Raw genomic sequence first — 1,019 nt, forward strand, 5'->3', positions numbered from 1 at the left:
CGAGCACTACGCCCATACGATCGCGACACTCCCATTCTTGTTATTACTGGCGTGCCCACTGATGCATATGTTTATGCATCATGGACATGGGGATTCAGGCGGTAAAGATGCTAACGCTGATAAAAAGGAAGTCCAATAATGGCTATCATGTTACGATCACTCTTTGCGGGCGTCACCGGATTGCAAGCACACCAAATCGCGATGGACGTTGAGTCCAACAATATTGCCAACGTTAACACGATTGGATTTAAATACTCACGTGCCAATTTTTCTGATTTGCTGGCACAAACGGCACAAATCGCTACGGCACCGCAAGGAGACTTGGGGGGTAAAAATGCCGTTCAGATCGGATTGGGTACAACGATTAACTCCGTTACCCGTATCATGACCCAAGGTTCTATCCAAAATACCGATAAAAATACCGATGTCGCGATCCAAGGCGATGGCTTTTTTATCGTCAGTTCGGATGCCGGAAGTACCTACAAATACAGCCGTTCCGGAGATTTTAAGTTTGATGCCAAAGGAAACTTCGTCGACAACGGCGGGTTCATCGTCCAAGGCTGGGTGCGTGATGAAACAACCGGAAAAGTAGACTCTACAGCACCGATCACAAACATCAATATTCCGCCAGGATTGACAACCCCTGCTAATCCATCGGCTGTTGTAACGCTCAAAGCAAACCTCGACTCAGGTGAAACCGTAGAAACGTTTAATCCGACCAACGAGATGGCGACCTACAATCTTACTGATTATTTGGCTTACGTCGGTGGTGCGGTAACACCTCAAGCATTAACAGCAAATGCAATCCGTACAGCCAATACCGATGTTTCAGAAGACATGAAAGTCATGTTTAATGAGCAAGGCCGCTCAATGGTCATGCAAGCCGGACAAGGGGTTTGGATCAGCTATAAACCTGCTGTAGAAAATGCAACCATTACCAATGTTCAAGGAGCATTTAGCTTTGATCTCAATGGAACTACCATCAGCGGAACTACGCCTGGTACCATTCCGGCAGACAA

General features: G+C 46.8%; 2 protein-coding genes. Both read left to right on the forward strand.

The window, feature by feature from the left end; translation table 11 throughout:
• The coding region (locus B7Y67_RS19325) for a DUF2933 domain-containing protein (RefSeq protein ID WP_293600024.1) at positions 1 to 139 on the forward strand (139 nt) is incomplete at its 5' end.
• Positions 139 to 1,019, forward strand: an 881-nt coding sequence (locus B7Y67_RS19330; protein WP_293600023.1) for a flagellar hook-basal body complex protein, incomplete at its 3' end; no start/stop codon positions are given. The genes B7Y67_RS19325 and B7Y67_RS19330, both read left to right, overlap by 1 nt.

This window comes from Polynucleobacter sp. 35-46-11 (genome assembly GCF_002281105.1).